Origin of the sequence: Brevibacillus sp. MCWH, from assembly GCF_013096935.1 — a bacterium.
In the GTDB taxonomy this organism is placed as follows: Bacteria; Bacillota; Bacilli; order Brevibacillales; family Brevibacillaceae; genus Brevibacillus; species Brevibacillus aydinogluensis.
In genome coordinates, this window is record NZ_SDLF01000138.1 from 1 (window position 1) to 462 (window position 462).

The 462-nt window shown below is 24.5% G+C and carries 1 protein-coding gene; it reads left to right on the top strand.

Features of this window, described 5'->3' with window-relative positions; translation table 11 throughout:
- Window positions 1-173: 173 nt before the first annotated feature.
- The coding region (locus tag ETC00_RS19755) for a hypothetical protein (protein ID WP_171567744.1) at window positions 174-462 on the top strand (289 nt) is incomplete at its 3' end.

Genomic DNA, 462 nt, shown 5'->3' on the forward strand with positions numbered 1-462 from the left:
GTATTTGGACGTATTAAATAATAAAAATAATTATACAGTTACTTATAGAAATTTTAAAAAACCTTTCAGACCTGATAAAGAAATTGTACATGTAGCTATTTATGAATTTAGTAACCCCTAGAGTAGAAATCTCTAGGGGTTGTTAATTTATTTTTGGAAAGGGGTGAATAAACATGTCGGTTTATGTATTAATTGAAAGTAAAACAAACGAAGTTAAAGCTATATGTGAAGATAAAAAAATAATGGAAAAATATATAAAAAATAAAAAATATGACTTGGAGAATGACTATTTTTTTATAAAAGTAAAAAAAGAAGAACATGTAAATGACATACTTTTTAACTACAGCAATTTATATTTGTATCACGACAGTTATTTAGATTCTATTTTAACAGAGGATGAAATTAATTTATCTCTTAGTTTTTTAGAAGAAGAGAAGCAACGCTTATCACTTCTATCTAAAG